General features: G+C 66.8%; 19 protein-coding genes. 8 read left to right on the forward strand and 11 right to left on the reverse strand.

All coding sequences use genetic code 11. From position 1 onward, the window contains the following. Positions 1-32 precede the first annotated feature (32 nt). A complete protein-coding gene (locus AC3AP7_RS02370; RefSeq protein ID WP_475765954.1) occupies positions 33-1277 on the reverse strand; it encodes a sensor histidine kinase in 1245 nt (414 codons plus the stop codon). A gap of 454 nt (positions 1278-1731) precedes the next feature. Here AC3AP7_RS02370 and AC3AP7_RS02375 point away from each other — a divergent pair, with 454 nt between their 5' ends. Then, complete coding sequence (locus tag AC3AP7_RS02375) at positions 1732-3192, forward strand: hypothetical protein (RefSeq protein WP_488324816.1); 1461 nt, start codon at positions 1732-1734, stop codon at positions 3190-3192. 40 nt (positions 3193-3232) lie between these two features. Here AC3AP7_RS02375 and AC3AP7_RS02380 read toward each other — a convergent pair whose 3' ends face one another. Further along, complete coding sequence (locus AC3AP7_RS02380; protein WP_475765950.1) at positions 3233-4150, reverse strand: LysR family transcriptional regulator; 918 nt, start codon at positions 4148-4150, stop codon at positions 3233-3235. A 255-nt stretch (positions 4151-4405) separates the two neighbouring features. Between AC3AP7_RS02380 and AC3AP7_RS02385 the strand changes: the two genes are divergently transcribed. Beyond that, on the forward strand, positions 4406-5524 hold the full coding sequence (locus AC3AP7_RS02385; RefSeq protein ID WP_475765948.1) for a catalase family peroxidase: 1119 nt from the start codon (positions 4406-4408) through the stop codon (positions 5522-5524). Then, a complete protein-coding gene (locus AC3AP7_RS02390) occupies positions 5521-6063 on the forward strand; it encodes a cytochrome b (RefSeq protein ID WP_475765946.1) in 543 nt (180 codons plus the stop codon). Before AC3AP7_RS02385 ends, AC3AP7_RS02390 begins: the two co-directional genes overlap by 4 nt. Positions 6064-6114: 51 nt before the next feature. On the opposite strand, the gene AC3AP7_RS02395 is transcribed toward AC3AP7_RS02390, so the two are convergent. Next, positions 6115-7005, reverse strand: a complete 891-nt coding sequence (locus AC3AP7_RS02395; protein ID WP_475765944.1) for a LysR substrate-binding domain-containing protein — start codon at positions 7003-7005, stop codon at positions 6115-6117. A gap of 105 nt (positions 7006-7110) precedes the next feature. On the opposite strand from AC3AP7_RS02395, the gene AC3AP7_RS02400 reads away from it, so the two are divergent. Beyond that, a complete protein-coding gene (locus AC3AP7_RS02400) occupies positions 7111-8388 on the forward strand; it encodes an MFS transporter (RefSeq protein ID WP_475765941.1) in 1278 nt (425 codons plus the stop codon). A gap of 414 nt (positions 8389-8802) precedes the next feature. Here the strand turns inward: AC3AP7_RS02400 and AC3AP7_RS02405 are convergent, their stop codons facing one another. Next, a complete protein-coding gene (locus AC3AP7_RS02405) occupies positions 8803-9117 on the reverse strand; it encodes a helix-turn-helix domain-containing protein (protein ID WP_175691690.1) in 315 nt (104 codons plus the stop codon). After that, complete coding sequence (locus AC3AP7_RS02410) at positions 9114-9443, reverse strand: type II toxin-antitoxin system RelE/ParE family toxin (RefSeq protein WP_475765939.1); 330 nt, start codon at positions 9441-9443, stop codon at positions 9114-9116. Before AC3AP7_RS02410 ends, AC3AP7_RS02405 begins: the two co-directional genes overlap by 4 nt. Positions 9444-9621: 178 nt before the next feature. On the opposite strand from AC3AP7_RS02410, the gene AC3AP7_RS02415 reads away from it, so the two are divergent. Beyond that, entirely contained in the window at positions 9622-10122 is a 501-nt protein-coding gene (locus AC3AP7_RS02415; RefSeq protein ID WP_475765937.1) for a DUF6933 domain-containing protein, read from the forward strand. 88 nt (positions 10123-10210) lie between these two features. Then, positions 10211-12013: a hypothetical protein gene (locus tag AC3AP7_RS02420; RefSeq protein ID WP_475765935.1), complete on the forward strand. Its 1803-nt coding sequence runs from the start codon at positions 10211-10213 to the stop codon at positions 12011-12013. Positions 12014-12117: 104 nt separating this feature from the next. On the opposite strand, the gene AC3AP7_RS02425 is transcribed toward AC3AP7_RS02420, so the two are convergent. The 3 genes from AC3AP7_RS02425 to hemL are packed head-to-tail and all read right to left on the reverse strand — an operon-like array spanning position 12118 to position 15236. After that, entirely contained in the window at positions 12118-12747 is a 630-nt protein-coding gene (locus AC3AP7_RS02425) for a riboflavin synthase (RefSeq protein ID WP_475765933.1), read from the reverse strand. Between the two features lie 27 nt (positions 12748-12774). Then, entirely contained in the window at positions 12775-13896 is a 1122-nt protein-coding gene (gene ribD / locus AC3AP7_RS02430) for a bifunctional diaminohydroxyphosphoribosylaminopyrimidine deaminase/5-amino-6-(5-phosphoribosylamino)uracil reductase RibD (RefSeq protein WP_475765931.1), read from the reverse strand. 56 nt (positions 13897-13952) lie between these two features. Then, positions 13953-15236: a glutamate-1-semialdehyde 2,1-aminomutase gene (hemL, locus tag AC3AP7_RS02435; RefSeq protein ID WP_475765929.1), complete on the reverse strand. Its 1284-nt coding sequence runs from the start codon at positions 15234-15236 to the stop codon at positions 13953-13955. 335 nt (positions 15237-15571) lie between these two features. Here hemL and AC3AP7_RS02440 point away from each other — a divergent pair, with 335 nt between their 5' ends. Then, on the forward strand, positions 15572-16792 hold the full coding sequence (locus AC3AP7_RS02440) for a Bcr/CflA family multidrug efflux MFS transporter (RefSeq protein WP_475765927.1): 1221 nt from the start codon (positions 15572-15574) through the stop codon (positions 16790-16792). A 224-nt stretch (positions 16793-17016) separates the two neighbouring features. Here AC3AP7_RS02440 and AC3AP7_RS02445 read toward each other — a convergent pair whose 3' ends face one another. The 3 genes from AC3AP7_RS02445 to zwf form a co-directional block, all read right to left on the reverse strand. After that, positions 17017-18933: a bifunctional transcriptional regulator/glucokinase gene (locus AC3AP7_RS02445; protein WP_475765925.1), complete on the reverse strand. Its 1917-nt coding sequence runs from the start codon at positions 18931-18933 to the stop codon at positions 17017-17019. Further along, positions 18911-19606: a 6-phosphogluconolactonase gene (gene pgl, locus AC3AP7_RS02450; protein ID WP_475765923.1), complete on the reverse strand. Its 696-nt coding sequence runs from the start codon at positions 19604-19606 to the stop codon at positions 18911-18913. The genes AC3AP7_RS02445 and pgl overlap by 23 nt, the downstream gene beginning before the upstream one ends. 127 nt (positions 19607-19733) lie before the next feature. Further along, positions 19734-21194: a glucose-6-phosphate dehydrogenase gene (gene zwf / locus AC3AP7_RS02455; protein WP_475765921.1), complete on the reverse strand. Its 1461-nt coding sequence runs from the start codon at positions 21192-21194 to the stop codon at positions 19734-19736. A gap of 515 nt (positions 21195-21709) precedes the next feature. On the opposite strand from zwf, the gene AC3AP7_RS02460 reads away from it, so the two are divergent. Next, positions 21710-22963 (forward strand): ABC transporter substrate-binding protein, encoded by a 1254-nt coding sequence (locus AC3AP7_RS02460; protein WP_475765919.1) that lies wholly within the window; start codon positions 21710-21712, stop codon positions 22961-22963. Positions 22964-23025: the final 62 nt, after the last annotated feature.

Consider the following 23025-nt stretch of genomic DNA (forward strand, 5'->3'; position numbering starts at 1 on the left):
AGCAGGAGCAGGAGCAGGAGCAGGAGCGGATTTCACGTGGCCGCGTCACGCGCGGGTGCCGCTCGTTCGCTGCGTACGGGCACGATCACGCGCACATGCAGCCCGCCGTCGGGATGATTGCCGAGTCTGAGCTTCGCGCCGCACTGGTGCGCAAGGCGGCGGACGATCGACAGGCCGAGGCCCCAGTGCTCGCCGTCCGCGTGGCGGGTGTCGTCCGCTTCGAGCCGCACGAATGGGCGGGTTGCGGCGGCGAGGTCGCTGCCGCGGATACCGGCGCCATGATCGCGCACGCTGAGCACCCGGCTGCGTACGCCGCGCATCGTGCAGATTTCGACCGGCGGCGCACCGTGCGCGAGCGCGTTGCCGACGAGATTGTCGATCAGGCGTTCGAGCGCGTGACGCGGCAGCGTGAAATCCGCGCCCGCTCCGAGCCGAAGCGCGATGTTCGCGTCCTCCATGGTGCTGCCGTGCAGAAAACGGTCCCGCAGATAGGCATCGACGCCGGTCTGCGCGTCGTGCACGCGGTGGCGGCCGGGCAGGTCGATGCACTGGCGCGCGATGTTCAGGAACAGATCGATGTCTTCGATGAAGGCGACGCGCGTATGCCACTGTGCGATCCGCAGCGCGCGGTCGCGCAACTGCGCGACGCGCGCGTCGAGTTGCTGCGAAAACGCGGCGAGCGCGCGCGCCTGGTCGTCGAGCGAGCGCCGGTGGCGGCACATCATGTCGCTGAGCGCGCGCGCGAGCAGACACAGGTCGCGCACGCGGTGTTCGAGCGCGCGCCGCGTGGCGCCGCCCGCCCCGAAGGTTCGCGCCATCGCGGAGAGCGCGTGCAGATCGCGGCGGATCTGCAGGAACCAGTACAGCCGCAGCACGGACAGCGCCGCGGCGACGGACAGCAGCAGCGTCGCGAACGGCGTGTCGGACATGAAGCCAAGGAGGCCGTCGCACGACGCGTCGTCCGGACACGCGTCGCCGCCCGCGAAGGCGCGGGACGACGCGTCGCCGGCGCGCGCCCAGACGGCCGAGCGCAGGTCGGGCGCGACGGGTTCGCCGAGATCGACGACGCGCGGCCTGATCGACCAGGACGGGCCGATGCCGCCGGCGGCCGCGCGCAGCGGCTCGTCGGCGGCCGTCGCGTCCAGCGCGATGCGCAGTGGCGCGAAGCCGCGGACTTCGTCCGTTAAAGAGTCGGCCATGATCAGCCGATAGCCGGTATGCAGGGAAAGCAGCATCGCCACCGACAGTAGCGCTGCTCGCGCGAGCAGGGTATTCACGTGGGGATTGACGTCGATGATTCCGCGGGATCGGTGCGCGCGGACGCGGGTGCGCCCGCACAACGGAGCGATCTTGGCCGATAACGCCCGTTTTCAAAGCGCGGAACAGCCACGAAAAGTGGCCCTTCCTTACCAGATGTTTCTCTTGCGCGGTGCCACGCCCGGCTGCGGAGCGCGGCGGCGCATGCACGCCGCGTTGCCGTGCCGCGCGCCGTCGCGGCCTCCGATGCCGTGCGCGTGGGGGCGATGCCCGTCGGGCAGGTCGGCGCCGCTATCCGGCAGTCGTTATGCGTTTTGTGGTCGATGCGGATCGCTTTTTAGGCAGTCTTGATCAACTTTGTTAGCAAAGCTAAAAGAATGAAGAAATGCCGCGCGCGCTTTGCTATGTTTCCCGCTTGAATGAAAAGGCTACGCGTATCGCGAGCCCATCCCGTTCAATTCATTGGGAAAAATGATGCGCACGACATACAGACTGGCGGCTGGACTGACGGCCGCCCTCCTGCTGGCATCGGCCTGCAGCGGAGACGGAAACGTCACGGCGAACCCGGGTGGCGGTCCGGCAGAAAACAGCGCGGGCAACAGCGCAGGCAACGGCGCGGCAGGCAGCGGCGCAGGCGCCGCCGATACGGTCGGCGACAACGGCACGCCCGCCAATCCGCCGGCCACGCCGGCCCATCCGGTCAACATTCTTTTTGTCGGCAACAGCTACACGTTTGCGCGCGTCGATCCCGCAATGACGTACAACACCGCGAGCGTCGCCGATATGACGGCCGCGTTCAATGCGGCCAATCCGGACGGCACCAACAGCTACCCGGTGGGCAGCGGACTGCCGCCTGCCCCCTGTGTCGCGCAGGGCGTGGGCTGTTTCGAGCCGCATCCGTGGGGCGGCGTGCCCGGCATCTTCAAGAAGCTGACCGACGAAGCGGGCCTGAATTACATCGTGTCGCTCTCGACGCGCAATGCGGCGTCGTTGCGCGGGCACTTTCTGAACATCGCCAATGCGACGTGGGACCTGCGGGGCAATATCGCGAGCCAGAAATGGGACGTCGTGATCGTGCAGGGTCAGAGCGACGAGCCGCTGCCCGCGGGCAAGGCCAAGAACGCCAATTTCCCGCAGTTCGACACCTATGCGAAGCTGATTGCCGAATACGTCCAAACCGGCACGATCGGCACGCTCGACGCGAATGGCCAGACGACCGAAGCGCAGATCTTCGGCAGCCTCGCGAACTGCATGGCGGCGACCTCGGCCAGTCCGGCCGGCCCGGGCCTGAGCCGCACCAGTTGCAACACGGTGCGCACGATTCCCGTCAACGTGAATGCGAATCCGAATGCGCGCATTTACCTGGAGCAGATGTGGGCGCGCCCGGACATGGTCGAGGCCCATCGCTGCACGACCCCCGATCTGTCGACGATGGACGGCAGCCCGATCGTCGACCCGACCTGTTCGAACGGCGCCAACGGCAGCGCGGTCACCGGCATGAACACGCTCTACTACACGAGCGAGCCGTCGACGGCAGCCAACCTGAACGACATCACGAACGACATGAAGTCGGCCGTGAACCGTGTCGTGGCCGAAAGCGGCCGCTATGCCGGCATCGTGCCGGTGGGCGACGCGTTTCAGCGCGCGGTGAATACGGGCGTCGTGAAAGCATCGGGGTTTTACGATGCATCGGGCGTCTATACGGTGTCGCCGACCCAGATGGAATTGTGGTGGAAGGACCGCACGCATGCCAGCGTCTACGGCTCCTATCTGAAGGCGCTCGTGCTGTATGGACGGCTGACGGGCCGGGATCCGGCCGCGTTCGGCGCCGGCGAGCAGGCGGCGAAGGACCTGGGGATCAGTGCGGCGAACGCGCTGACGCTGCAAAAAGTGGCCTCCGATACGCTTCAGGCGCAAGGCTATCTCACCCAGTAGAACGCGCCGGCGCGCCGCGCGCGAGTTTGCGCGGCGCCGTTCACGCGCGTTCGAGCAGCGCGTCGAAGCGGCCTTGCAGATCGATCTGCCGGGCCGCGTCCCAGAACGCCGCGACGAGCGGCGGCATGACCGGAACGTTGCGCGTAATCAGGCCGATCTCGCGCGTGAGTTCGGGCATCAGCAGCGTCGCGGCGAAGACGTCCTTGCCGTGCACGCTGCCAAGCAGGCTGTGCGGCAACACGCTGTGCATGCCGACATGCTGCACGCTGGAGATGAGCGTGAGCAGCGAGTCGGCCTCGGCGATCACTGCCGGCTGCACACCGGCCTGGCGAAACGCCGCGTTGATCACCTGACGGTTCTGCATCGCGGTGTCCAGCAGGCATAACTGAAGCCCGCCCATCGCGTCCCAGCGTCCGATGCCCGCGCACGCCCCCTCGCCGCATCCGGCGGGCGACACGAGCACATAGCGCTCGCGATACAGCGGACACACGGAGAAGCCCGCCTGCACGTCGTTGTCGAGATACGTGAAACCGATGTCGAGCTCGAAGTCGTCGAGCTGGCGCAGGATGGCGCTCGAACTGAGCGAGCGCAGCGAATAGCGGATGCCCGCATGTTCCGCCTGGCAACTCGCGAGCAGCAGGCTGACGACGGGCAGCGTGGTCGGAATGACACCGATGCGCAGCGTGCCGCTCAGACGCACCCGCGCGGCCGACGCGTCCTGGCGCATGTGTTCGAGCGTCGCGAGGGTCTGCCGCGCCCAGCCGAGCACGCGTTCGCCTTCTTCGGTGAAACCGAGAAAACGCCGGCCGCGCCGGACGATCACGAGACCCAGCTCGTCTTCGAGGCGGCGGATCGCGGAGGACAGGGCGGGCTGCGACACGTTGCAGACGTCGGCCGCGCGGGCGAAATGCTCTTCGCGCGCGAGCGTCACGAGGTAGTTGAGCTGACGGATAAACATGCGTGACAGGCGAGCCGGGTAGTGTCCGATGCGGAATGCGTCATATTTTGGCGTATATGGCGTGGCATTGACAACCGCAGGCGGCGCGTAGACAGCGCGTAGACAGCGCACGAAGACGACACCGCGCCGCATCGCGCGGCGCAGCGGCGCACGCGCGCCCGGACGGGCCATGAAAAATGCGCGGCAGCGCCTGGAATAAGAGCGGTCGCTTCGCGTTTACCCAGCATCCGATGCTCCGATCACGAGGACCCGCTCATGCACCCGTCACCGCCACCGGCTTCGCCGGTCAACCGCGCTGCCCGATGGGGCCTGATAGCCGGCGTCGTCGCGGCCACGGTGGCCGCATTCGGTTATGTCGGCGGATGGTTCGCGCCGCATCGGCTGACCGCCGACCGGATCATCCGCCAGTTCCAGACGAATGCCGGCGTCTTCCCCGGTTACCGCCGCAATCATGCGAAGGGAGTGTGCTTCACCGGCTATTTTCAGAGCACGGGGCGTGCCGCGCCCTATTCAGTTGCGCAGGTGTTCGCGGCGGATCAACGCACGCCGGTGGTCGGACGCTTTGCGATTCCGGGCAGCAACCCCTACGCGCCGGACAGCAGCGTGCCGATCCGCAGCATGGCGCTACGCTTCACGCTTGCGAACGGCCAGCAGTGGCGCACCGGCATGAACAGCATGCCGGTGTTTCCCGTTTCCACACCGCAGGCGTTCTACGCGCAGTTAAAGGCACAGCAGCCCGATCCGCGCACCGGCAAGCCCGACCCGCGCAAGGTCGCCGCGTTCTTTGCCGCGCATCCGGAAACGGCTGCGTTTCGCGCGTGGGCGAAGACTGCGAAGCCGTCGGCGAGCTTCGCGACGAACGCTTACTGGAGTCTCGATGCATTCGAATTCATCGGCCCCGGCGGCCAGCGCCACGCGGTGCGCTGGCGTATGGCGCCGCAGGCCGCGGCGGACGTGGCGGAGCACGCGCGGCCCGAAGGCCCGGATTATCTGGCCTCCGATCTGCGCGCGCGCATCGCGCAGGCGCCGCTGCGCTGGACACTGCAGGTGACGCTCGCGCAGCCGGGCGACCCGACCGGCGACGCCACGAAAGCATGGCCGGCCGACCGGCCTGCGATCGATGCCGGCACCCTCGTGGTGCAGGCGACCGAGCCGCAGGACAGCGGTCCGTGCCGCGACGTCAACTACGACCCGCTGGTGCTGCCCGACGGCATTCAGCCGTCCGACGATCCGCTGCTGCCGGCCCGTTCCGCGGCCTACGCCGATTCGTATCTGCGCCGCACCAGCGAAGAGGCGCATCTGCCGGGCACCGTACGCACGTCCCCGGCCACCCCCGCGCCGCCCGCGCGAGTCACGCCACGGAGCCCGTCATGAAGCGCACCGATATCTTCTGTCTCCCCGCGCGGATCCTGCACTGGCTGATGGCCGCGCTGATCGTCGCGATGCTGTTCATCGGCGTGGGCATGGTGGCGTCGGTGTCGGCGCGCCATCTGTGGCTGGTACGCATTCACAAGCCGCTCGGCATCGCGATCCTGGTGCTCGCGGTGCTGCGCCTGATCGTGCGCATGCGCCGCGCGCCGCCGCCGCTGCCGGCCGATCTGCCCGCGCCGCAGCGGCTCGCCGCGCACGCGTCGCACGTGCTTCTGTACGGCCTGATGCTGGGGATGCCGCTGGTGGGCTGGGCGATGCTCTCGGCCGGCGGGTATCCGGTGATGTTGAGCGATTCGCTGCGCCTGCCGTCGATCTTTCCGGCGAACCCGGTTGCATTCGCGGTGCTGCGTCATCTGCACGCGTGGCTCGCGATGCTGCTGTTCGTCACGTTTCTCGCGCACATGGCCGCGGCGTTGTATCACGGCCTGATACGACGCGATGGCGTGCTCGCCGCGATGCTCGGCCGGGCGAGCGGCGGATGAAAGCAGCGGTGCGACCCGGCATGACGCCGCTGCTGCACCGAAGCGGCAGCGTCACGCGGTCTTTGCCATTGCGGCGAAGGCCGTCTCCTGTGGCGACGCGCGCACGGCTCGCAGCACGAGCCACATCGCGGAGCGCGCGCCCCTGTTTTTCAGCGGCCGGTACACCACGCCGTTCACGTTGACGCTGCGCAACGACTCCGGCACCAGCGCGACCCCGAGCCCTGCCGCGACCAGCCCGACGATGGTCGGCGCCGCGCGCGCTTCCTGTCCGATGCGCGGCGCGAAACCCGCCTGGCGGCAGAGAGCGACGATCTGGTCGTACACGCCGGTGCCGCTTTCGCGCGGATACATGACGAACGCTTCGTCCGCGAGTTCGCCGATCGAAAGCGGTTTCGTGCTCGCGGAGAGCCGGTGCTGGGGCGGCAATGCGACGATCAGCGAGTCCTCGAACAGGCGGGTGGCGCGCAGCGTGGACGGCAGGTCGGGCGGCGCGGCGCTGCGCACGATGGCCACGTCGAGCCGCTGCTCGAGCAGTGCGGTCAGTTGCTCCTGCGTCGTCAGCTCCTCGATGCGCAGATGGACACCGGGAAAGCGTTGCCGATAGGTCAGGATCAGGCGCGGAATCAGCGCGGTGAACGCGCCGGACCCGGTCAGGCCCACCCGCAGCTCGCCGATTTCGCCGCGTTGCGCACGGGCGGCGACCGTCGATACCCGTTCGGCTTGCGCCAGCAGCGCGCGTGCTTCGGGCAGCAACGCCTTGCCGGCCGGGGTCAGGTCCACGCGCCGGTTGGCGCGATCGAACAGCTGCGCGCCCAGTTCCTCCTCGAGCACGCGAATCTGCTGGCTGAGCGGCGGCTGCGCGATGTTCAGGCGCAACGCGGCGCGGCCGAAATGCAGCGTTTCGGCCAGCACGACGAAGTAGCGGATGCGGCGCAGATCCATGATATCGAAGATGTATTAATTCGCTGAAAATTAATATTGGACGGGTATCCCGTAACGGCGGATTATTCCCTATCCCCCAAGCGTTGTCCAAGCCGGACCCGAAACATGCCTGCCCCTCATATCCCTGCACTGAAGCCGATGGAGCCGCCGGCTGTCACCGCGCGCAAGAGCGCGGAGCCGTCGTCCGCCGTGCCGAGCCCGAAGATCGAACTGGGCACGGCCGCGTTCGTGCAAACGAACTGCGCGCTGTTTGCGGCCGGCTTTGCGACTTTTGCGCTGCTGTACTGCGTGCAGCCGCTGATGCCGCTGTTTTCCCGGCAATTTCACGTGAGCGCCGCGGGCGCGAGCCTCGCGTTGTCGCTGACCACCGGTCTGCTCGCGGTGTCGATGCTGGTCGCGGGCGTGCTGTCCGAAGCGTGGGGCCGCAAGCCGATGATGGTCGCCTCGCTCGTCCTGTCGGCGTTGCTTGCGGCGCTCAGTGCGATCCTGCCGCACTGGTCTGCGCTGCTCGCGGCGCGCGCGCTGATGGGCATCGCGCTGAGCGGCCTGCCGGCCGTTGCGATGGCCTACGTCGGCGAAGAGATGCATCCGCGCTCGCTCGGGGTCGCGATGGGGCTGTACGTCGGCGGGACGGGCCTCGGCGGGATGGCAGGGCGTCTGCTGACCGGCGTGGTGACGGACCTGTGGGGCTGGCGCGCGGCGGTGATGGCGATGGCCGTGCTGGGCGTCGTGTGCGCGGCGATCCTGCAGCGATGCCTGCCGGCGTCGCGTCACTTCGCGCGGCGTCCGCTGCGGGTCGTGCCGCTCGCGAAGAACTATGCGCTCCAGTTGCGCGACCGCGCGCTGCCGTGGCTGTTTGCAGAGGGCTTCCTGCTGATGGGCGCGTTCGTGACGGTCTACAACTACGTCGGCTACCGGCTGGTGGCGCCGCCGTATCTGTTGAGCCAGACGAAGATCGGCCTGATTTTCGCGGTCTATCTATGCGGGATCGTCAGTTCGGCGTCGATCGGCGGGCTGTCGGAAAAGCTCGGCCGGCATACGCTGCTGCCGGCGATGCTCGGGCTGATGCTGGTCGGCACTGCGCTCACGCGTGCGCATGCGCTGCCGGTGATCATCGTCGGCATTGCGGTGCTGACCGTGGGCTTTTTCGGTTCGCATTCGGTTGCGAGCGCATGGATAGGCGCCCGTGCGCAAACCGGCAAAGCGCAGGCGTCGTCGATGTATCTGTTCGCGTACTACGTCGGGTCGAGCGTGGTCGGCTCGCTTGGCGGCGTGTTCTGGAGTCTGCGCGGCTGGTCCGGGGTGACGTTGATGACCGGGTCGCTGCTGGTTGTCGCGATCGCGATCGCGCTGCGGCTGCGGAAGATGACGGTGCGCGGTTAGCGCGAGCCTCGCTGCGCGTGTCGATGACGCACCTGCTCGCCTGCTCGACGCGCGGTCATGGCATGGCGGTCTGATAGGGCAGGTGGGACGACGCGGGAAACGGGCTCGCGACTTTCCTTAACGGGTCGGCATCCTGCATATTGCCGGGGGGCGTCTCACGCAACGGGCACGAGACGACCGGGAGCGGGCCGCCACGATTGCCTTGAGCGGACGTTCACGAGGGTGAAACCGGTTTTTTGCCTCGTGATGTTGGCGGCGCTATACTGCGCGCAATTATGCTGAGTCTGGCGGGAACACGAAGCCCCATATAGGTGGAGGCGAGAAATGCTGCTCGTATACCGTCAAAAATACCGTCGCATCACGATACTTGTAGCGAGACGACGATAGGCAATGCCGGACGGTGCCCGCAATCGTTCAGAGCGTTTCCAGCATCTGAAGCGTTTCCGGATGCTTGGCGACCAGTCGGATCAGCGTGGCGGCCTGTGCGTTGGGCTTGGCTTTGCCTTGTTCCCAATTCTGATACGTGCGCACGTTGATGCGCAGGCTTCGAGCCATGACCGCTTGCGACGCGTGAGAGGCTTCGCGCACGGCCTTGATTTCGGCCGGCGAGACTTCGAGCGCATCGGGTACATCGGCCTTGACCTTGCGCAGCGTGATTTTTCCTTCGCGCTCGGCAGCAAGGGCGTCGAGACCCTCAGTCAATTCAGCAAACAGATTTCGCTTCTTCATTGCTTGCTCCGTATCGTGACCTCTCTTTTCAGTAGCTTCGCGAAGGCTTTGCGCTCGTCACTGGATAGGTCCGCCATTTCATCCTTGTCGTACAGTGTGAACAACCAGAATTGATAACCGCTGACCCAGTAGTAATAGATCACTCGTAGGCCACCGCGTTTGCCTTTCTGGCGGCGTTTGTCGGCGAACCTCAACTTCCGCAGACCGCCGGCTCCCTTGATCAAGTCGCCAGCCTCGGGATTAGCCAGCAGCTCTTTCTGCAGGACGGCGTACTCGTCATCCTGCCAGATAGTTCTCGCGTTCGCGGGAAAACGGCGGTAGTTCAATGAAGGTCGCTTGCATGGCAGAATTATACGCTACCTGCGTATAATTTCAAGGATATGGCTTTGGCGAGCCCGGTCGAAGCATGCTTGGGCCGACCGCTCATCGCGCCGGAGCCGGTTGGCGGTACGCCATGTCAGATCGGCGCACATTTTCTCTTGGTACAAGGTTGCTTCCCTTTCTATGCTCTATCTTTACTGCACTCACAAGCTGCTCAAACGTCTAAAACCCGACGTGGTCGAGGGTGGGAGCAGCACCGCGAAGCTGGGCAACTGGTACGCAACTGTTTTGCCATGGCGGCCGCAGGTTGCGATGCTTGTGAATGAGCAGACGCTATTGCCGGTGCTGATGCCGTTGGCTCCGGCCGCCAACCTGGCGATCAGGTTCCCGGGGGCTCTGATGGATATACTGGCCGCCCACGGAGTGCCGCGTTGGTTTATCGACTCGGAAGTGAGAGAAATGCAGGCCGTCAAATACGCGAAGACGCAAAATCGCAGCGTTGTTGGCATCATGACGGCGTTCGCGCATCTCGCCGAAGCCTATCGCGCTCACGACGAACCGACCGAACTCATCGCGTTGTCGTTAAAACTGGCGCGCACGCCATGTAGCCCGCTTTACAAGGGGGCGGTCTTCCCGGACAGGGCTTTGAAAGAGCTGACGAGCGATAGCGGTGCGATCGCTTGATTGCGCCGCTATCGCGCGCGTATTCCTGTTCGATCTGACCGGAGGGCAGCCCGGTAGGCGAGCACCGACTAGCTGATGGGCGGCGATAATGCCGGTGATCTCCTGCCAAACCAAATCCGCCATCGATATGTTGAACGAAGTGCTCTCGCGCCTCACCACGGACCAGTTGAAATCGCTTATGCGCTGGCTGCCTGATACGGCGCCGACCGGAAAGAAGGACCAACTGATCGAACAGATCCTGAAGAGTCTCGATGGCGATGGGCTGCACGCGCTTTGGGATCGCCTGGACGACACGCAACGCATGGCTGTTGCCGAAGCTGTGTACGCCGAGCGAGGAGTCTTCGATGGGAAGCGGTTTCGAGCGAAATACGGGAGATTGCCGGATTTCACCGTCGACGAGGGCGGCCGGCGCTATTCCTACCGCAGGCAGCCGACGGCGCTGGGTCTTTTCCTGTACCACGAGGCCGGTCGCTACAGCCTGCCATTCGACCTCTGTGAACGGCTGCGCGGTTTCGTCGAGGAGCCTGCCCCCGTTAGGCTAAGCCCGGTCGGCGCGCTGCCCGAAAAGCTTGGCGAACAGCAGCTGACCGTGAGGCGTACCGAACTCGATGCATTGGTCGATCTGCCGGTTTTGCTGCGACTGGCGGACCAGGGGAAGATTCAGACGAGCGAGAAAACGTTGCTGCCCGGAAGCGTTACATTGCGGTTGCTGACGGACTACCTCGCGAATGGGGATTTCTATCGGCCGGCAGGCGGTAACCCGGACCCGGGTACAGGTCCGTTCAAGGCGTTTTCTTGGCCGCTGCTGCTTCAGGCTGCGGGGCTCGTGCAGCGAAACGGCAGCAAACTGGCTCTGAGCATTGCTGGTCGCACGGCATTGGCGTCCGCGCCAGCCATTGTGTTGAAAGCGATCTGGAGCAAATGGCTGAAGACCAATCTGTTCGATGAATTTAGCCGTATCGATGTCATCAAGGGGCAAAAATCCAAAGGACGAGCGATGACCGCGGTAGCGCCGCGTCGCACCGCGATTATCGACGTGCTGAGGGACTGCCCGATCGGAGCTTGGGTCAGCGTCGACGACCTTTCTCGGTTCATGGAGGCGACCGGGCGGACATTCGAAGTGGCGAATGATCCCTGGAGCCTTTATATCTGCGAACCGCAATACGGTAATCTGGGCCACGACGGTTACCACGATTGGTCAATTCTGCAGTTTCGATATCTTCTTTGCGTGCTGTTCGAGTATGCTGCGGCCCTCGGGGTGGTCGATGTCGCCTATATCGAGCCCGCCGGCGTACGTGACGACTATCGCGGGATGTGGGGGACCGACGACCTGGAATACCTGAGCCGTTATGATGGCCTGATGTATTTCCGCATTAGCTCGCTCGGTGCATATTGCCTGGGACTGAGCGACGAGTACGCACCTCCTCCGGTTGTGCCGAGCGTCAAGCTTGCCGTGTTGCCGAGCTTGCAAGTGAATGTCGTCGACGGACGGCTCTCAATCGACGAAACGCTGGCGCTGGCTACGTGGGCAGAGGAACTGACGGAAAATCGGTGGCGCTTGGATCTTCAAAGGGCCGTTGGCGCCATCGAGAAAGGGCTCGATATCGGAGAGCTTCGGGTGTTCCTGGAGGCACGAGAAGATCAGCCGTTGCCTGAAACAGTGGAGTCGTTCTTAAAGGCGGCCGAGCAGCAGGGCAAAGCGCTGAAGGTCCTGGGAACCGCGCTACTGATTGATTGCGAGAACGAGAAGATCGCTTCTATGGTGGCGGAGGCGAAGGAAGCAAGGGGTCTTTGTCTACGCGCCGGCGAGCGACAACTGGTGGTCAGGCTTGAACACGAGGAAAAATTTCGGAGCCTCGTCCGCAAGCTCGGGCTCGGCGTGACGGTCTGAGATCCGTTGCGCCGGGTCCAACGAAGCCGGAGGCTCCGAAGTCGTCCGATGGACGACTTGCAACGCGGCGAAAAGCTGTTGGGCAGCGAGGGCAACCGCAGCGGTTAGTTGCGCATCATGGGCGGCGCCGACGACAGAATCCTTTCGGTGTACCGCGCAATCAGATCAACCTCAAGATTCACCCGCCCACCTTCGCGCAGATGCTTCAGCGTGGTCACTTCGACAGTGTGCGGAATCAGGTTGATCGAAAACTCGCAGCCGTCGTCGCGATCGTCGATCGAGTTGACCGTGAGGCTCACCCCGTTCACCGTGATCGACCCCTTGTATGCGAGGTAGCGGCCCATCTCGCGCGGCGCGAGAATGCGCAGTTCGTGCGACTCGCCAACCGGCGCGAAGCGCGTGACCGTCCCGAGTCCGTCGACGTGTCCCGACACGATGTGGCCGCCAAGCCGGTCGTGCGCGCGCAGCGCCTTCTCGAGATTCACCTCGCCCACTTCGCCCAGGCCCACCGTGCAGTTCAGGCTCTCGCGCGACACGTCCACGTCGAACGCATGCGCCGTCTTCGCGACGACCGTCATGCAGGCGCCCTGGATCGTGATGCTGTCGCCAAGCTGCACGTCGTCCATGTCGAGGCCGCCCGCGTCGACGTGCAGGCGCACGCCAGCCTGTCCGTCATTGCCCAGGGGCGTCACTGATTCAATGCGGCCCACCGCCGCGACAATACCGGTAAACATCGTTCTGGATTCCTTGTCAATGTCCGATCAACGGGATTCGGGTTGCGGCGCCACGCGCGCCAGAACACGCAGGTCTTCGCCAATCCGCTCGACCGCATGAAATACGAGGCGCACGCGCTCGTCGAGCCCGGCGGGCGCGGCGAGGTTGAACATCCCCATCGAGTCGGTGCCGAGCAGGCTCGGCGCGAGATAGACCAGCAGTTCGTCCACGCAGCCCTCGCGCAGCAGCGAGCCGTTCAGCTTGTAGCCGGCCTCCACGTGCAGTTCATTGACCTGACGCTCGCCGAGCACCTTCAGCATCGCCGGCAGATCGACCTTGCCCGCGGCGTTCGCGCGCGGCACGATCTCCGCGCCGCGCGCGCGCAGCGCGTCGGCCCGCGCTTCGAGGCGCGCATCGAGCACGCCGCAGAAAATCAGCGTCGGCGCGCCGGCCAGGATCTGCGCGTCCGGCGCCACCTCGAGCTGGCTGTCGATCAGCACGCGTTGCGGCTGCCGCGGCGTGTCGACCGCGCGCACCGTCATGCGCGGATCGTCTTCGCGCACGGTACCGATGCCGGTCAGGATCGCCGAGGCCCGCGCGCGCCACGCGTGTCCGTCCGCGCGGGCCGCTTCGCCGGTGATCCATTGGCTCACGCCCGACGGCAGGCCGGTGCGCCCGTCGAGCGTCGCGGCCACCTTGACGCGCACCCACGGCCGGCCGCGCGTCATCCGCGACACGAAGCCGATATTGAGCTCCGACGCTTCCTGCGCCAGCAGCCCGCAGCGCACTTCGATGCCGGCCTCGCGCAGCATGTTGAAGCCGCGGCCTGCGACCTGCGGATTCGGATCCTCCATCGCCGCGATCACGCGGGCGACCCGCGCGTCGATCAGCGCGTTCGCGCAAGGCGGCGTGCGGCCGAAATGGCTGCACGGTTCGAGCGTCACGTAGGCCGTGGCGTCGCGCGGGTCGTGGCCGCGCGAGCGCGCGTCCTTCAGTGCGCGTACTTCGGCGTGGTCCTGGCCGGCCGGCTGCGTGAAGCCTTCGCCGATCACGTCGCCGTGCTTGACCAGCACGCAGCCGACGCGCGGGTTCGGATCGGTCGTATACAGGCCGCGCTGCGCCAGCGCGAGCGCGTGCTTCATGTGGACGAAATCGGTTTGCGAGAACATCGGCGTTCGTCAGGGGCGGTGTGTGTCGTTCGGGGCGGACCGGCGGGCCCGGGGAGTCAGACGTCGAGCGCGGCGAACGCGTGCGCCGCGGCGTCGAGCGTCGCGTCGATCACTGCGTCGTCGTGCGCGCTCGACACGAAGCCCGCCTCGTAAGCCGACGGCGCGAAGTACACGCCCGCATCGAGCATCCGGTGGAAGAACGCGTTGAAGCGCGGCACGTGGCTCGCCGTGACGTCCGCGAAGCGCGCCGGAACGCGCTCCGCGAAGTAAAGGCCGAACATGCCGCCCACCGAATCGGCGGCGAACGGCACCCGCGCGGCGCGCGCGGCCCCGGCGAGCCCCGTCGCGAGGCGCGCGGTGCGCGCACCCAGCGTGTCGTAGAAGCCGGGTGCCTGGATCAGTTCGAGCGTCTTCAGGCCCGCGGCCATCGCCACCGGGTTGCCGGACAGCGTGCCGGCCTGATAGACCGCGCCGAGCGGCGCGAGCTGCGCCATGATGTCGCGGCGTCCGCCGAATGCGGCCGCCGGCATGCCGCCGCCGATCACCTTGCCGAGGCAGGTGAGGTCCGGCGCGATCCCGTAGAGCTGCTGCGCGCCGCCGAGCGCGACGCGAAAGCCGCTCATCACTTCGTCGAAGATCAGCACCGCGCCGGATTCGCTGCACAGGCGGCGCAGCGCCTGCAGAAACGCCGGCGTCGCGCGCACGAGGTTCATGTTGCCCGCGACCGGCTCGACGATCACCGACGCGATCTCGTTGCCGAACGCGCGGAACGCTTCTTCGAGCGCGTCGACGTTGTTGTATTCGAGCACCGTCGTGTGCTTCGCGATATCGGCCGGCACGCCGGCCGAGGTCGGATTGCCGAAGGTCAGCAGGCCGGAGCCCGCCTTCACGAGCAGGCTGTCCGCGTGCCCGTGATAGCAGCCTTCGAACTTGACGATGCGGCTGCGGTTCGTGAAGCCGCGCGCGAGACGCAGCGCGCTCATCGTCGCCTCGGTGCCGCTCGATACCATGCGGACCTGCTCGATCGACGGCATCAGCCGGCAGATCGTCTCCGCAATCTCGATCTCGGCCTCGGTCGGCGCACCGAACGAAAAGCCGTTGACGAGCACTTTCTGCACGGCGTCGAGCACGTCGGGATGCACGTGGCCGACGATCATCGGCCCCCACGAGCCGATGTAGTCGATATAGCGCTGGCCGTCCGCGTCCCAGAACCAGGGGCCCTGCGCGCGCTCGATGAAGCGCGGCGTGCCGCCGACGGAGCGAAAGGCGCGCACGGGCGAGTTGACGCCGCCGGGAATGGTCAGCTGGGCGCGTTCGAAGAGGGCTTGATTCCTGGACATGGACGTTGAACCTGTCTGAGCGGGATGCACGGAGCGCGCGGCGCGGCGAGTGCCTGGGCGGGACGCGGCAGCCGGCTGGATGGCCCAAATTGTACCGGAGTCGCCGCGCGCGGGTTTCCCGCGCGTCCCGGCGGCGGGCGGCCCGCGTCCGCCGGTCGGCCCGGCCCGGCGCTGTTCCGGCGCGCCCTCGGCCGGCGGCCTGAGTCGCGGGGCTCGCGTACAATCGCGCCTGGTTCAGGCCGCGTGCCGGGCCGCGCGTCCTGCCGCGCCGCGTTCGCGCCGTCGCGCCGCGGCTTTCTATCCCCTCCGTCACCTGCCATTTCCCGCAGAATCCCATGCCCCAGATCCCGCCCCGCGAGCCCGATATCCGGCTGATCCTGCTGCTCGGCGCGCTCGCCGCGTGCGGGCCGCTTGCCACCGACATGTACCTGCCGAGCCTGCCTTCCATCGCGCAGGCGTTCGCGGTTGCCACCGGCGCCGCGCAGAGCACGCTGACGAGCTTCATGCTGGGCTTCTCGGTCGGCATGCTGCTTTATGGTCCGCTGTCCGACGCGTACGGGCGCCGGCCGGTGCTGCTCGGCGGCATCGCGATGTTCGTGCTCGCGAGCGTGGCCTGCTGCCTGTCGTACTCGATCGGTTCGCTGGTGCTGTTTCGCTTCGTGCAGGCGCTCGGGGCAGGCGCGGCGTCGGTGCTGTCGCGGGCCATCGCGCGCGATGCGCACGAACCCGCCGACGCGGCCCGCGTGCTGTCGATGGTGTCGATCGTGATGGCGATCGGTCCGCTGCTCGCGCCGCTCGTCGGCGGCCAGTTGCTGCTGCTGGGCGGCTGGCGCACCGTGTTCGCGGCGCTCACGCTGTTCGGCGCGGCCTGTGCGGTGCTCGCGTGGACGCGCATCCCGGAGACGTGGCCGCCGGAAAAGCGCCGGCATGCGGCGCTGCTGCAGTCGTTCGCGGTCTACGGCAGGCTGCTGCGCGACCCGCTCGTGTGGGGCCACGTGCTGTGCGGCGGCATGGCGTTTGCAGCGATGTTCGCGTACATCACGGCCACGCCGTTCGTGTACATCGAATATTTCCATGTGTCGCCGCAGCACTACGGGCTGCTGTTCGGGCTGAACGTGGCCGGCATCATCGCCGGCAATTATCTGAATGCGCGGCTGGTGCTGCGGCGCGGCGCGTTGCCGGTGATCGCGTTCGCGTCGGCGCTCGGCTGCGCGGCGTCGCTCGTGGTCGCGCTGGTATGCGTGACCGGCTGGGGCGGATTGTGGGCGATCGTCGCGGCGCTGTTCTTCGTCGTGGCGGTGGTCGGCGTGCTGCTCGCGAACTGCACGACGGAGCTGATGCATCGCTATCCGCACAACGCGGGGGCCGCCGCGGCGGTGTTCGGCGCGATGCAGCTCGCGTTCGGCGCGCTCGCGAGCTTCGCGGTCGGGCTGTGGGAAGGCGTGTCGCCGACCGGCATGGGCGTGACGATCGGCGTGTCGGGCGGGCTGGGCTTCGCGGGCCGCGCGATGGTGCTGCGCTGGCAGCGGCGTGCGGTGCCGGGCGTGGCCGCGTGATGCGCGTGGTCTGAGCGCGCAGCGGGCCAGGTTGCTCCGGGCAGGGTTGCGTCAGGGGCGTCGCCACCGTGCGTCATGGCGACGCACGAGGGAAGCACGAGGGAAGCACGGGCGCGCAGCGCGCATGCAGCAGCGCTGCACCGCTGCGTCGCCTTGCATAAGCAAGCGCATGGTTCGCCGCAAGCGCGGGCCGCCGGGGCGCGGCGGCCCGTGCCGGTGCCGCGTCAGTCCTTCGGGGACGATGCGGCGCCGTGGCTCAGCCAGTCGAGCACCGCGGTCGCGTCGTCGTCCGCGCCGCGGCGGGCTTTTTCGACGGCCTGGGTGACGTCCTCGTCCGGCAGCGCACGGCGGATCGCCACGCCGACCGCGAGGATGTCGATCATCACGAGATGCAGGATGCGCGAGATCATCGACAGCTGCGATTCGCGGATCTCGATGTGATCGGTTTCGAGCGCAACGGTCGCGCGCTTGGCGAGCGGCGTGTTGCTCGACGTGATCGCGATCACCTGCGCGCCCGCCTGCATCGCCACGTCGAGCACGCGCAACAGCTCCGGCGCGCGGCCCGATTTCGACACCGCGACGATCACGTCGCCCTTGCCGAGCAGCGCCGCCGACGCGGCCTGCATGTACAGGTCGCCATACGCGATGGTCGGGATGCCGAAGCGAAAGAACTTGTAGTGCGCGTCCTGCGCGACGATGTTCGAGTTGCCGAGCCCGTAGAACTCGATGCGCCGCGCGCCGTTCAGCAGGTCGATCGCGCGCTCGACGTGCTCGAAGTTCAGATGCTCGCGCAACTGCAGGATCGCCGAGACCGTGTTGTCGAGCACCTTCGCGCCGAAGTCGGTGGCGGTGTCGCCCAGGTGCACCTGGCTGTGGCTCACCGGAATCGTGCCGGTCAGGCCGGTGGCGAGCTTCAGCTTGAAGTCCGACAGCCCCTGGCAGCCGAGCGAGCGGCAGAAGCGGATCACGGTGGGCTGGCTCACGTCCGCCTTGCGCGCAATGTCGACGATCGGGTCGTTGATGATCGAACGCGGGTGATTCAGCGCGAGATCCGCGACGCGGCGCTCGGCCGGCGTCAGCGCGTCGCGCATCTGCCGGATCCGCTCGAACACCGCCGACGAACTGCCGCCCGCGCGGTTCGACAACTGTTCCGCGAGGATCGCGGAGACGCCGAGGAACGCCGGGTATTCGGCGGTGATCACATACGTCGGCACGTTCTTCAGATACGCCTCGAAGCGGCCCTTCGCCTCGAAGCGCTGGCGAAACGACGAGCGCTCGAACAGCTCGCCGAGCCGCGGCACGACGCCGCCGCCGATATAGATGCCGCCGAGCGCGCCGAGCGTCACCGCGATGTTGCCGGCGAAGGTGCCGAGAATGCCGCAGAACACGTCCACGGTTTCGAGCGCGAGCGCATCGCCGTCGAGCGCGCGCTTCACCACCTCGGCCGTGTCGAATTGTGACGACACGCGTTTCTTGTCGCGCGCGGCGAGCGCGCGATAGATCACTTCGAGACCCGGTCCGGCGCACACGCGCTCGAACGACACGTGCGGCCACTTCTTGCGCGCGTAGTGCAGCACGAGGTCTTCGCGTTCGTCGTTCGGTGCGAAGGTCGCGTGGCCGCCCTCGCTGCCGAGCGCGATCCAGCGGTCGTCGGCCGGAATCAGGCCGGAGACGCCGAGGCCGGTGCCCGGACCGAGCAGGCCGATCACGCTGTTCGGCCGGCGCGCGCCGCCGCCCACCTGCACGCGCTGCGTGTCGGTGAGGCCGGGCAGCGCCATCGCGAGCGCGGTGAAGTCGTTGACGACCAGCAGCGTGTCGAAGCCGAGCGCGCGGCGGGTGGCTTCGATCGAGAAGGTCCAGTCGTGATTGGTCATGCTGACCTGATCGCCGTCGACCGGATTGGCGATCGCGATCGCCGCGTGGTTCACGCGGCCGATGCGGGTGTCCTTCAGGTACTTGCGGATCACGTCGGCGACGCCGGGGTACTCGGCGCACGGATACACCTGCACCTGGCCGATCTCGCCCGGTCCGGTTTCGAGCGCGAAGCGCGCGTTGGTGCCGCCGATGTCCGCGAGCAGCCGGGGTCCGTCGGCGTGCTGGCCGGCGCCCGGGACAGCGTTAGTTTTGACACCAGTAGACATCGAGTCTCACTCCCTTGTCGTTTGCCAGCTTCGAGATGGCATTTTGTTGTGGTGCGGCAGCGGCGGCATTCAGCACGTCGAGCTTGCGCGGCCCCGCGATCAGCAGAAACAGCCGTCCGACCTCGCGCAGCGCGGACATCGACCAGCTGACGCGCGCATGCGGCGCGGCCCCCGGATGAACGGCGACGAAGCGCTGCGGCGTCGTGAGCGCGAAGTCCCATTCCGGCGCGTCCGCGAAGATCGACGCGGTATGGCCGTCCTCGCCCATGCCGAGCACGGCGACGTCCGGCACGCGGCGGCGCGCGTCCGCGTTCAGCGCGGCAACGTGCGCGTCGAGCGTCTGCGACGTGTCGACGAGCGGCCAGAACGCCGCGTCCCGCGCCGCGTGCTGCAGCAGCGTCTCGCGCGCGAGACGCGCGTTGCTCGCACTGTCGCGCTCGTCGACCCAGCGGTCGTCGACGAGCGTCACGTCGATGCGGGTCCAGTCGAACGGCTGCGTCGACAGCGTCTGCAGAAAGGGCCGCGGGCTGGTGCCGCCCGATACCGCCAGCGTCGCGCGGTCCGCGCGGACGCCTGCCACGGCGGCGAGCGACGCATGTAGCGCGTCGCCGACCGCCTGCGCCAGCGCGTCGGATTGCGCGCGCTGGTCGTCGAAAGCGTGAAGCTCGATCACTTCTCCTCCGTACTGCCTTCTTGTTGGGCCGGTCGGCCCGGCGCTTGCGCCAGGCCGGCCGGCCCACCGGTAAGGTTATGCCGGCGGCGCCGCAGGCCGGGCCGGCCCGCGGCGCCGCCGCGATTCTTCAGTTCTCTTCTTCGAGCCAGCAGGTGCCGTGCTGCGCGAGCATCGCGCTCGACGCGGCCGGTCCCCACGTGCCCGCCGCGTATGGCTTGGGCGGCCTGTTGCTGGTGGCCCAGTCGTTCAGGATCGGCTCGACCCAGCGCCATGCGGCTTCCTGCTCGTCGCGCCGCACGAACAGCGCGAGGCGTCCGTTGATGACGTCGAGCAGCAGCCGCTGATAGGCTTCCATCCGGCCTTCGCGGAAGAACTGGTCGAACGCGAGGTCCAGATGCACGCTCGCGAGATTCATCCCTTCGCCCGGCTGTTTCGCGAGGCAATAGAGGCGGATGTTTTCGTTCGGCTGCAGGCGGATCACGAGCCGGTTCGAGCCGGGGCGCAGCGCGGTGGAGCCGAGCGCCGAGTGCGGCACCGGCCGGAAGTTGACGACGATCTCCGCGACCCGGTCCGCGAGGCGCTTGCCGGTGCGCAGGAAGAACGGCACGCCGGACCAGCGCCAGTTTTCGATCTCCACCTTCAGCGCGACGAAGGTCTCGGTCGTGCTGTCGCGCTTCACGCCCGGCTCGGTGGCGTAGGCCGGCACCGCGGTGCCGCGGATGCCGCCCGCGTGGTACTGGCCGCGCACCGCGACCTTGCCGATCTCGCGCGGATCGACCGGCTTGAGCGCGCGCAGCACGCGCAGCTTCTCGTCGCGCACCGAGTCGGAGTCCATCGAGTGCGGCGGTTCCATCGCGACGATCGACAGCAGCTGCAGCAGGTGGTTCTGCACCATGTCGCGCAGCGCGCCGGTGTTGTCGTAGAAGTCGCCGCGCGCCTCGACGCCGAGCTCCTCGGCAATCGTGATCTGGATGCTCTCGACCCATTCGCGCCGCCACAGCGGCTCGAACAGCGCGTTGCCGAAGCGCAGCGCGAGCAGGTTCTGCACCGGCTCCTTGCCGAGATAGTGGTCGATCCGGTAGATCTGTTCTTCGGCGAAGATTTCGCCCACCGCGTCGTTGATCGCGTTCGACGATTCGAGGTCGTAGCCGAGCGGCTTTTCGAGCACGATGCGCGCCTGAGTATTCAGGCCCACCGACGCCAGCGCGCGGCAGATCGGCACGAACAGCGACGGACCGGTGGCGAGGTAGAACACGCGGATGCCGGGCAGCGGCGCGATCTTTTCGCGCAGCACCGCGAAGTCTTCCGGGTTGCCCAGATCGAGCTTCATGTAGTCGATGCGCGCGAGGAAGCTCGCCCACGCCGGGCCGTCGACGCCTTCCTTCGACACGTGCGGCTTCACATGCTCGTCGATCCACTGCAGGTAGCCGGCGCGGTCCGCGTCGAGCCTCGCGACCGCGAAGATCCTGCCGCTGTCGGCCAGCATGCCTGCGCGATGCGCTTCGTACAGCGCCGGAAGGATCTTGCGCATCGACAGATCGCCGGTTCCGCCGAAGAGTACGAAAGTGAAGCCTGAGTCCGTCAACATGTGTCTCCGTCGATGTCCAGAAAGGGCCGGCAACGGGCCCCGGTGGGCCATCGTAGTCCGATAAAAATTTTTTTGACACTGAATTGTAGTTTAACTACAATCCAAATCAAGAGGTAGCGCCAAATCGATGAAAAAAGCGTCCGCGGCAGCCGGGCGGTGTGCTTCAGGGAGTCGGTCGGCGTCCAGCATGTTAACGGACATCGTGCCTTCGTATGCAGCGGCTGCCCGGCGGGCGGCGCGCTGTAGGCGCAAGGCGAGGGTTAACGTGAGGAAGCCTCGAGTCTGCCGCGCGACGCGGGCGGGCAAAAAAGCACAAAAGGAGACTGTCAGTTGCATTCCGCATCACTCATCTTCTGAGCTTCCCGCGGCCGTATCCGGCTTGCCGGCACCTGCCTTGCGCATGCGTCCGACGGAAGCTCGATCGCCCCGTGTTTTGCCTGTTTGAACCAACCACAGCACCCTGGAGAATCAGGGGACATTCGTTTTTTTGTTCAGGTGTCTGGAGGAGATAAGCAATGAAATTCCGCGCGATCATGGGCGCCCTGTGCGCCGCAGGTCTGATGTGTGGCGTGTCCGCAGCGCAGGCGGGCGAGTCGCTTGAAGTGCTGCACTGGTGGACCTCCGGCGGCGAAGCGAAAGCCGTTGGCGTGCTCAAGGACGACATGCAGAAGCAGGGCTATGTCTGGAAGGACTACGCGGTGGCGGGCGGTGCGGGTGCGGCGGCCATGACGGCCCTGAAGACCCAGGTGATCTCGGGCAACGCACCGGACGCGGCGGACATCAAGGGACCGCTGATTCAGGAGTGGGCGCAGCAGGGCGTGCTGGTGCCGATCGACGCAGTCGCGGTGCCGGGCGACTGGAAGAAGAACCTGCCGCCGGAAATCGACAAGATCATGCGCGCGGACGGCCACTACGTCGCGGCGCCGTTCTCGGTGCACCGCGTGAACTGGGTGTGGATCAACAAGGCGGCGCTCGACAAGGTGGGCGGCAAGGTGCCGACCACGTGGCCGGAATTCTTCGCGCTCGCCGACAAGCTGAAGGCCGCGGGCATCCAGCCGGTGGCCGCCGGCGGCCAGCCGTGGCAAGACCTGACACTGTGGGAAGACGTGGTGCTGTCGCAGGGCGCGCCGTTCTACAAGAAGGCGCTGGTCGACCTCGACCAGAAGACGCTGACCTCGCCGCAGATGGTCGACGTGTTCAACACGGTCCGCAAGATCGAGTCGTACATGGATAACGGCCGCACCGGCCGCGACTGGAACCTCGCGACCGCGATGGTCATCAACGGCAAGGCCGGCATGCAGTTCATGGGCGACTGGGCGAAGGGCGAGTTCGCGAACGCGAACAAGAAGCCGGGCGTCGACTACGTCTGCGCGCCGGTGCCGGGCACCTCGAAGGCCTATACGTTCAACGTCGACTCGTTCGTGTTCTTCCAGCAGAAGGGCCAGAAGAGTGCGACGCCGGGCCAGCTCGCGCTGGCGAAGACGATCATGAGCCCGTCGTTCCAGGAGCAGTTCAGCCTGTACAAGGGCTCGATTCCGGTGCGCCTCGGCGTGAACATGTCGAAGTTCGACGCGTGCGGCAAGCAGTCGTATGCGGATGAGCAGGCCGCGATCAAGGCCGGCGGCTACGTGCCGTCGCTCGCGCACGGCATGGCTCAGCCGGACGCGACTGCCGGCGCGATCACCGACGTCGTCACGAAGTTCATGAACTCGAACGAAGACGCGAAGACCGCGGTTCAGGAACTGGCGAAGGCCGCCCAGACGAAGTAAGCGCAGACCTGCCTCACGCAGTCCATGCAGCAGACGCCCGGTTGCGACTCCACGCGCAACCG

The sequence above is a fragment of the Paraburkholderia sp. PAMB 6770 genome, from assembly GCF_057748135.1.

What these genes read in the sequence shown, in the direction of transcription:
- AC3AP7_RS02375 (WP_488324816.1), top strand. Translation starts at nt 1,732, where the DNA reads ATGCGCACGACATACAGACTGGCGGCTGGACTGACGGCCGCCCTCCTG.
- AC3AP7_RS02380 (WP_475765950.1), bottom strand. Translation starts at nt 4,150, where the DNA reads ATGTTTATCCGTCAGCTCAACTACCTCGTGACGCTCGCGCGCGAAGAG.
- AC3AP7_RS02385 (WP_475765948.1), top strand. Translation starts at nt 4,406, where the DNA reads ATGCACCCGTCACCGCCACCGGCTTCGCCGGTCAACCGCGCTGCCCGA.
- AC3AP7_RS02390 (WP_475765946.1), top strand. Translation starts at nt 5,521, where the DNA reads ATGAAGCGCACCGATATCTTCTGTCTCCCCGCGCGGATCCTGCACTGG.
- AC3AP7_RS02395 (WP_475765944.1), bottom strand. Translation starts at nt 7,005, where the DNA reads ATGGATCTGCGCCGCATCCGCTACTTCGTCGTGCTGGCCGAAACGCTG.
- AC3AP7_RS02400 (WP_475765941.1), top strand. Translation starts at nt 7,111, where the DNA reads ATGCCTGCCCCTCATATCCCTGCACTGAAGCCGATGGAGCCGCCGGCT.
- AC3AP7_RS02405 (WP_175691690.1), bottom strand. Translation starts at nt 9,117, where the DNA reads ATGAAGAAGCGAAATCTGTTTGCTGAATTGACTGAGGGTCTCGACGCC.
- AC3AP7_RS02415 (WP_475765937.1), top strand. Translation starts at nt 9,622, where the DNA reads ATGCTCTATCTTTACTGCACTCACAAGCTGCTCAAACGTCTAAAACCC.
- AC3AP7_RS02420 (WP_475765935.1), top strand. Translation starts at nt 10,211, where the DNA reads ATGCCGGTGATCTCCTGCCAAACCAAATCCGCCATCGATATGTTGAAC.
- AC3AP7_RS02425 (WP_475765933.1), bottom strand. Translation starts at nt 12,747, where the DNA reads ATGTTTACCGGTATTGTCGCGGCGGTGGGCCGCATTGAATCAGTGACG.
- ribD (WP_475765931.1), bottom strand. Translation starts at nt 13,896, where the DNA reads ATGTTCTCGCAAACCGATTTCGTCCACATGAAGCACGCGCTCGCGCTG.
- hemL (WP_475765929.1), bottom strand. Translation starts at nt 15,236, where the DNA reads ATGTCCAGGAATCAAGCCCTCTTCGAACGCGCCCAGCTGACCATTCCC.
- AC3AP7_RS02440 (WP_475765927.1), top strand. Translation starts at nt 15,572, where the DNA reads ATGCCCCAGATCCCGCCCCGCGAGCCCGATATCCGGCTGATCCTGCTG.
- AC3AP7_RS02445 (WP_475765925.1), bottom strand. Translation starts at nt 18,933, where the DNA reads ATGTCTACTGGTGTCAAAACTAACGCTGTCCCGGGCGCCGGCCAGCAC.
- zwf (WP_475765921.1), bottom strand. Translation starts at nt 21,194, where the DNA reads ATGTTGACGGACTCAGGCTTCACTTTCGTACTCTTCGGCGGAACCGGC.
- AC3AP7_RS02460 (WP_475765919.1), top strand. Translation starts at nt 21,710, where the DNA reads ATGAAATTCCGCGCGATCATGGGCGCCCTGTGCGCCGCAGGTCTGATG.